Here is a 1,965-nt window from a genome sequence, read left to right as displayed (position 1 = left end):
TTATAAAAAAGATTATTTTATAAATTCTTTATATTTCTTTGATATTATAATGTTGTGGAAGAGGAAATATTAAAATCATTACAAGATATAATAAACCATCAAAAAGCGATTATAGAAAGGTTAAATAATCTAGAGCATTTTGTATTAACAAATATCACACAAATTAAAAACGATTTTTTCTTCCAATCTTATCAACAATTCCACACTTTACAGCAAGGTATATACGCAATATCAAGAAAAACACACAATAAAAATAAAAAACCAAAAGTAGTTTTTCTAATACACCATTTGCAAGCTTTCTACAATATAGAAGATGTTTATTGGGCTTTTAAAAACTCTCAAAAAGTTGATACTGTTGTTGTGGCTATAAACAATCATTTTAAAGATGCAATGATAGCAGAGGGTGCCGATGAGATATCAAAAGAACTAACTAAAAAGGGTATAGATCATATTACATTTAATATGGAAAATACTTATTATGCCCTTGATATACTTTTAGCTTTAAACCCAGATTATATATTCATACAAAGCCCGTGGGATAACGATAGACCTTTGGCTTTAAAAGTGCCTTATTTAATGTTTGCTAAAATTTTATATGTGCCTTATTACCCCATAACACTTGTAGAACATTTCAAGCCAGAGCAAGATGATTTTCATTTTAATTCTTATGTCCATAACTTAGCTTATAAAATATATGTGCAAACAGAATTTGATAAAAGGTATTTTGAAAAACACCAAATATTAAAAGCTAAAAACGTTGAAATAGTAGGAAGTACAAAGTTGTATAAGCTAAAACTTCTAAAAGAAAGTAATAAAGCGGCAGAAAATAACGACAGAGCTTTTATCCTTTTATGGGCTCCTCACCACAGCATAGCTCAAAGGTGGCTTGGTTTCGGAGTTTTTCATAAAATCTATCAAAATATTACAGATTTAGCAAAAGAAAAAAAATATATAAGAATAATATACAAACCGCATCCATTTTTAAGAAGAGCCTTAATGGAGCATCAAATTATGCACAAAGAAGAATATGATGAGTGGGTAAAAGAATTTGGTTCTTTAGAAAATGTAGAAATTTACGAAGGCGGAGATTACTTTGAGGTTTTTAACAAATCGGATGCCATGCTTACCGATGGTCTTTCTTTTTTATTAGAATATCCAATAGCCACAGAAAAACCCTTGATATTTTTTGATTCAAAAAGCCATCAACCGCTAAATACCATAGGTAATCTGGCTTTAGAATACGCTTACAAAGTAGATAGCTTTGAAGCTTTTAAAAGCGTATTGAATCACCTTATAGAGGCTAGACAAAATAAAGCAAAAGACGATATGTACGATAAAAGACGAGAGATTTTAAAAAATATGGAAGATACGCTAATACCAAAACAAGACCCAGCCCAACTTATATTAGATGATGTCTTAAAAGATTGGTATGATTAAGGTATCTTTACAGCACCAAGCAGGTACTTTAAATCGTTATCTGTAAACATAAGCCCTGCTCCTATAAAGCCGCCTGTAAGCTGACTGTTTAATATATCTGTTATACCACCTCTTACAAAAAGAGGACCAAAAACTTGATATGTAGCACCTATTTGCAAATCTGGTTTTAGGTTTGGCATATTTGGATAATCTTTTCTTCCAAAGTTCCATAGGTCGCTCGTAAATGTAAGCCTATTGTTGTATATGTAGTCAAAACCAACAGCACCAGTAGACTCTTTAAGACCTCCCCTCACTACAAAATAGGATTTACCCGGCCTAAAGAATGGATCTTTGAATATTCTAGCGTATTGCAAGGTGTATTCCGGTTTGTACTCATAAATAGTTTGGGGATTGTTGTTTATGTACTGCGTAGTAACTCTACCCATAGAATTACCCACTATTTCAAAAAGATAATACTCATGATTGTTTGGTTGAAACTTTAAAGATAAAATACCTTTTGATTGACCTGCTCTAAATAGTTCAAACCTA

At 31.3% G+C, this 1,965-nt stretch carries 1 protein-coding gene and 1 pseudogene; one reads left to right on the top strand and one right to left on the bottom strand.

All coding sequences use genetic code 11. The features are described from left to right. Nucleotides 1-54: 54 nt before the first annotated feature. Nucleotides 55-1,437, top strand: coding sequence for a hypothetical protein (locus ACYQZV_RS08975; RefSeq protein ID WP_459895275.1), 1,383 nt, complete (start codon nucleotides 55-57; stop codon nucleotides 1,435-1,437). On the opposite strand, the pseudogene ACYQZV_RS08970 reads toward ACYQZV_RS08975, so the two are convergent. Further along, a pseudogene (locus ACYQZV_RS08970) lies at nucleotides 1,434-1,965 on the bottom strand (MlaD family protein); the annotation flags it as partial. The gene ACYQZV_RS08975 and the pseudogene ACYQZV_RS08970 sit on opposite strands and share 4 nt — an antisense overlap.

Source organism: Hydrogenobaculum acidophilum (assembly GCF_054656715.1).
This window is presented reverse-complemented; position numbering and strand designations above follow the sequence as displayed.